5 protein-coding genes are annotated in these 5,406 nt (G+C 73.0%); 1 reads left to right on the top strand and 4 read right to left on the bottom strand.

Translation table 11 applies throughout. The annotated features are described in order from the left end of the window. Positions 1–100 precede the first annotated feature (100 nt). The 4 genes from ABZ318_RS38815 to ABZ318_RS38800 all read right to left on the bottom strand — a co-directional run bounded on the left by ABZ318_RS38815 (position 101) and on the right by ABZ318_RS38800 (position 3,710). Positions 101–475, bottom strand: coding sequence for an RNA polymerase-binding protein RbpA (locus ABZ318_RS38815; RefSeq protein ID WP_015032218.1), 375 nt, complete (start codon positions 473–475; stop codon positions 101–103). A gap of 255 nt (positions 476–730) precedes the next feature. Further along, positions 731–2,101 (bottom strand): MFS transporter, encoded by a 1,371-nt coding sequence (locus tag ABZ318_RS38810; protein ID WP_356907124.1) that lies wholly within the window; start codon positions 2,099–2,101, stop codon positions 731–733. A 41-nt stretch (positions 2,102–2,142) separates the two neighbouring features. Next, positions 2,143–2,907 carry a glycerophosphodiester phosphodiesterase gene (locus ABZ318_RS38805; RefSeq protein ID WP_356907123.1) on the bottom strand — a complete coding sequence of 255 codons (765 nt, stop codon included), beginning with the start codon at positions 2,905–2,907 and terminating at the stop codon, positions 2,143–2,145. Further along, positions 2,904–3,710 (bottom strand): hypothetical protein, encoded by an 807-nt coding sequence (locus tag ABZ318_RS38800; protein ID WP_356907122.1) that lies wholly within the window; start codon positions 3,708–3,710, stop codon positions 2,904–2,906. The genes ABZ318_RS38805 and ABZ318_RS38800 overlap by 4 nt, the downstream gene beginning before the upstream one ends. 64 nt (positions 3,711–3,774) lie before the next feature. Between ABZ318_RS38800 and ABZ318_RS38795 the strand changes: the two genes are divergently transcribed. Continuing rightward, positions 3,775–5,277, top strand: coding sequence for a PLP-dependent aminotransferase family protein (locus ABZ318_RS38795; RefSeq protein ID WP_356907121.1), 1,503 nt, complete (start codon positions 3,775–3,777; stop codon positions 5,275–5,277). The last annotated feature ends 129 nt before the right edge of the window (positions 5,278–5,406 follow it).

Below are 5,406 nucleotides of genomic sequence, written 5' to 3'. Positions count from 1 at the left end.
AGGACGGAGTCGAGGACCCCTTCTCCGTCGGAGTCGTCACCGCCGCCGGATCGGGCGGCGGCGAGTTCGGCCCGCGGCGTGGTGCTCTTGTGGCGGTCCGCTAGGCGGACTTGCGGCTGTCGCGCGGATGCACGGCGATGTTCATGGCGCCGGAGCGCAGAACGGCCAGCCTTTCGGCGAGGACCTCCTCCAGCTCCTCGCGGGTGCGGCGCTCCATGAGCATGTCCCAGTGCGTACGCGCAGGCTTGCCCTTCTTCTCCTCAGGTCCGTCCCCGTCCACCAGGAGTGCCTGGATTCCGCAGACCTTGCACTCCCACTCCGGCGGAATCTCCGCCTCGACCGAGAAGGGCATCTCAAAACGATGGCCCTTCTCGCATGCGTACTCCACCGCCTGGCGCGGGGCCAGATCGATGCCGCGGTCGGTCTCGTAGCTCGTCACCACGAGGCGCGTGCCGCGAAGAGCTCGCTCACTCATGAATCGTGCCTCCCGGGCTTGTCGCCCACAGGACAGGTGTCGCTGTCGTCGTTATCCGGTCAACGTCCGGTCGGCGGTAAAGATTCCCGTGCCGGGTCATGCGTCGCCCGTCGTGCCGCCCCTTGTTGTACCCACCAGTGCCCGTTTTGTCACATCTGACGGCAGATGTGACCCGGTGTCTTCACCAAAGCAGCACGCAGTAACGGTCCGCCTGGCAGGCCAAACGCGTACACTACCGCCCTTTCACCGCCACGTCTAAATACGCTCGGGTATCGGGTTCCCCGCGGCCTCCACCGCACGCCGGACCGGGACCCGGGCGAGCAGCGCGAAGCCGACGGCGAAGAAGATCACCAGGGAGATGATGGCATCCCGATAGCTTCCGGTCAGCTGATACGCGAGACCGAACACGAGCGGACCCAGCCAACTGAGCCCCCGGTCGCTCATCTCGTACGCCGAGAAGTACTCCGCCTCCTTGCCACGCGGCACCAGATGCGAGAACAGCGAGCGCGACAGGGCCTGGCTGCCGCCCAGGACCAGGCCGATCGCGGCCGCCAGGCAGTAGAAGAACACCGGCGAGCCGGCCGGCAGGAAGTACCCCGCCGCCAGGATCAGCGTCCAGACCGCCAGCGAGCCCAGAATCGTCCGCTTGGCGCCGTACGACCGGGCGAGTCGCCCCATCCCGAGGGCGCCCGCCACCGCGAGCACCTGGACGAGCAGGACCGCCGTGATGAGCGTCGTCTGGTCGAGGCCCAGCTCCTCCGAGCCGTAGATCGAGGCCTGCGAGATCACCGTCTGCACGCCGTCGTTGTAGATGAGGTACGCGAGGAGGAAGGAGAGCGTCAGCGGATGCCGGCGCATGTCCTTCAGCGTGGCCCGCAACTGGCTCCAGCCGCTGCCCACCGCGCCCTCGCCGGACCGCCCGGACCCCTCCGGGCGGACCCCCCGGTCGCGCAGCCGGCGCAGCGGCACCAGCGTGAAGGCACCCCACCACAGACCGGCCGAGGCCAGACAGACGCGGACCGCCTCGCCCTCCGTGAGGCCGAAGGAGTCGTGCCCCGAGTAGAGGACCAGGTTCAGGACGAGGACCAGCGCGCCGGACGTGTAGCCGAAGGCCCAGCCGCGCGAGGAGACCGCGTCCCGCTCGTCCGGCTCCGCGATCTGCGGCAGATAGGCGTTGTAGAGCACCATCGAGACCGACAGCGAGGCGTTCGCCACGATCAGCAGGAACGCGCCGAGGAGGTAGTGCTCGCCCGCCAGGAAGAACATTCCCGTCGTCGCCGCCGCCCCCAGGTACGCCGACGCCGCGAGGAGCGGCTTCTTCCGGCCCGTGCGGTCCGCCACCGCGCCCACCAGCGGCATCACCAGGACCGCGACCACGATCGAGGCGGACACGGCGTACGCGAAGAGCGAGCCGGCCCGCACCGGGACGCCCAGCGGGTGCACGAACCCCTCGGCGTCGGCCGCCGCCCGGGCCACCGAGGTCAGGTACGGCCCGAGGAACACGGTGAGCACGCTCGTCGAGTAGACCGAGCACGCGAAGTCGTAGAAGTACCAGCCTCGCTGCTCGCGCCGCCGCTCGGCGGGACCGGCGGCGTGCTCCTCCGGCTCGATGGTGTCAGCGGTCACGGCCGCGCCCTCCTCGTTCGTCCCCGTGGCCGGGACGCGGCTCAGACCCACGCTCCCCGATCGGTGAGCACGCCGCGCAGCGTCTCCAGGTGATCGGTCATGATGCCATCGACTCCCAGGTCGAGGAGAGAGTTCATCCGGGCCGGATCGTTCACCGTCCACACGTGGACCTGGAGCCCGCGCGCGTGCGCCTCCCGCACGAACCGGCGGTCGACCACCGGGACCCCGGCCTGGCGCTCCGGGACCTGCGCCGCCACCGCCCCGGCCCGCAGCGCCGCCGGGATCCCCCAGGAGCGCAGCCGCAGCCCGACCACCCCGCGCACCCCGTACGAGGTGGCGAGCTGCGGACCGGCCATCCGCTGGGCCCGCGCCACCCGGGACTCGGTGAAGGAGCCCACGCAGACCCGGTCCCAGGCCTTCTTCTTGCGGATCAGGTTGATCAGCGGATAGAGGGCCGACTCCGTCTTGAGGTCCACGTTCCAGCGGGCCTCGGGGAACTCCTCCAGGAGGTCCGCGAAGAGCGGCAGCGGTTCCTCGCCGGCCACGCGCGCCTCCCGCACCGCCGCCCACGGCAGGTCGCGGATCCGGCCCGAGGCGTCCGTCACCCGGTCGAGGGTCGCGTCGTGGAACGCGACGAGCATCCCGTCGGACGTCGTGTGCACATCGGTCTCGAAGTAGCGGTAGCCCACCGCGGCGGCCCGGCGGAAGGCGGCCGCGGTGTTCTCCAGGCCGTTCGCCGTGCCGCCGCGATGGGCGAACGCGAGAGGGGAGGGGTGGTCGAGGTAGGGGTGGCGTACGCGAGTCACGGCCGCAGTATGGCGCCTTCCGGTGTCCCGGCGGCGACCAGGGAGGGGACGGAGTCCGGTCCGGGGGTGAGCGCGGGGCTGCCGGAGGCGGACCCGGGAGCGGCATCGGGGGCGGGCGCCGCGCGGCCGGAGGCGGCCGCCGCGCCGGCGGAGTCCGGCTCCGGGAGGGCGAACCAGCGCAGGAAGAACTGGGCGAGCGGGCCGATCGCGAGCGCGTACAGGACCGTGCCGACGCCGACCGAGCCGCCGAGCAGGAAGCCGGTGGCGACCACCACGACCTCGATCGCCGTCCGCACCAGCCGGATGGACCGGCCGGTGAGCCGGTGCAGACCGGTCATCAGGCCGTCGCGCGGGCCGGGCCCGAACCGCGCCGCGATGTACAGGCCGGTGGCGACGCCGTTGAGGGCGATGCCGAACACGAGCAGCGGCACCTGCCCGACCAGGCCGTGGACGTCCGGCACCAGGGCCAGGGTGCCGTCCATCGCCAGACCGATCACGAACACGTTGGAGACCGTGCCGAGCCCGGGCCGCTGCCGGATCGGGAGCCACAGCAGCAGCACCACCGCGCCGACGACGATCGACACCACGCCGATGGACAGCCCGGTCTTCTCGGCGAGGCCCTGGTGCAGGACGTTCCAGGGCTCCAGGCCGAGCCCGCTGCGCACGAGCAGCGCCGAGCTGGCCCCGTACAGCGTCAGTCCGACGTACAGCTGGACGAGCCGACGGGCGAGGTGCCGGCCGCGGAGGCCGGAGGCGATGGACAAGGGACTGCCCCCCAAGGTGGTGGTAGTGGACTGACTCATGACACTCTGTGGCGGGGGATCGGATGTCAACCATGGCCAATTCGAGGAAGGTGGACTGATTTCCATGGCTCAGTGGACTTCGGCGGTGGGGCCGGCCCAGCTCGCCCGGCAGCTCCAGGCGCAGCAGCCCCGGCCCGCCGGACCCGGCACCCGCAAGCCGCCCGCCTACCGCGCCCTGGCCGACGGCATCCGGCTGCTCGTCCTGGAGGGCCGCGTCCCGGTCGCCGCCCGCCTGCCCGCCGAGCGGGAGCTCGCCCTCGCGCTCACCGTCAGCCGCACCACGGTCGCCGCGGCCTACGAGGCGCTGCGCACCGAGGGCTTCCTGGAGTCGCGGCGCGGCGCCGGCAGCTGGACCGCCGTGCCCGCCGGGAACCCGCTGCCCGCGCGCGGCCTCGAACCGCTGCCTCCCGAGTCCCTCGGCTCGATGATCGACCTCGGCTGCGCGGCGCTGCCCGCGCCCGAGCCCTGGCTCACCCGGGGCGTCCAGGGCGCCCTGGAGGAGCTGCCGCCCTACGCCCACACGCACGGGGACTACCCGGCCGGGCTGCCCGCGCTGCGGCAGATGCTCGCCGACCGGTACACCGCGCGCGGGATCCCCACCATGCCCGAGCAGATCATGGTCACGACCGGCGCCATGGGCGCCATCGACGCCATCTGCCACCTCTTTGCCGGGCGGGGCGAGCGGATCGCCGTCGAGTCGCCCTCGTACGCCAACATCCTCCAGCTGATGCGCTCGGCCGGCGCCCGGCTCGTGCCCGTCGCCATGGCCGAGGGCCTCGGCAGCTGGGACCTGGGCCGCTGGCGGCAGGTGCTGCGGGACGCGGCGCCCCGTCTCGCGTACGTCGTCGCCGACTTCCACAACCCGACCGGCGCGCTCGCCGACGAGGACCAGCGGCGGCAGCTCGTCGAGGCGGCCCGCTCGGCCGGCACGGTCCTCGTCGTCGACGAGACCATGGCCGAACTGCACCTGGACGAGGACCTGGAGATGCCCCGGCCGGTCTGCGCCTTCGACCCGGCGGGCGCCACCGTCCTCACGGTCGGCTCGGCCAGCAAGGCCTTCTGGGCGGGCATGCGCATCGGCTGGGTCCGGGCCGCCCCCGACGTCATCCGTTCCCTGGTGGCCGCGCGCGCGTACGCCGACCTCGGCACCCCCGTCCTGGAGCAGCTCGGCGTGAACTGGCTCATGCGGACGGGCGGCTGGGAGGAGGCCGTGAGCCTGCGCCGCGAGCAGGCCAGGGAGAACCGGGACGCGCTCGTCACCGCCGTCCGCCGGGAGCTTCCGGAGTGGGAGTTCGCGGTCCCGCGCGGCGGTCTGACCCTCTGGGTCCGCACCGGCGGCCTGTCCGGCTCCCGGCTCGCCGAGGCGGGGGAGCGGGTCGGCGTCCGGGTGCCCTCCGGCCCCCGCTTCGGCGTCGACGGCGCCTTCGAGGGCTTCGTCCGGCTGCCCTTCACGGTCGGCGGCCCGGTCGCCGACGAGGCGGCCGCGCGGCTGGCCGCCGCGGCCCGTCTGGTCGAGTCCGGCGCGGGCAGCGGGGGCGCGGAGCCGCCGAGGTCGTTCGTGGCGTAGCGGTCCACGTGTACGGAGGAGGGCCCCACGCGCGCCTCCGCCGTCACCCACCGGGAGACGCGGGCGGGTGCGCTGGCCGCCGCCGAGGTCACGTACACGACGCACAGCGAGCTCACGGACGAGACCAAG

The organism is Streptomyces sp. NPDC006197, from assembly GCF_040613865.1.
Taxonomy (GTDB): domain Bacteria; phylum Actinomycetota; class Actinomycetes; order Streptomycetales; family Streptomycetaceae; genus Streptomyces.
The sequence above is the reverse complement of the archived record's forward strand: the minus strand, read 5'-3'. Positions and strand labels throughout refer to the sequence as shown.

Coding starts and splice junctions, on each gene's coding strand:
- ABZ318_RS38815 (WP_015032218.1), bottom strand. CDS start 475: ATGAGTGAGCGAGCTCTTCGCGGCACGCGCCTCGTGGTGACGAGCTAC.
- ABZ318_RS38800 (WP_356907122.1), bottom strand. CDS start 3,710: ATGAGTCAGTCCACTACCACCACCTTGGGGGGCAGTCCCTTGTCCATC.
- ABZ318_RS38795 (WP_356907121.1), top strand. CDS start 3,775: ATGGCTCAGTGGACTTCGGCGGTGGGGCCGGCCCAGCTCGCCCGGCAG.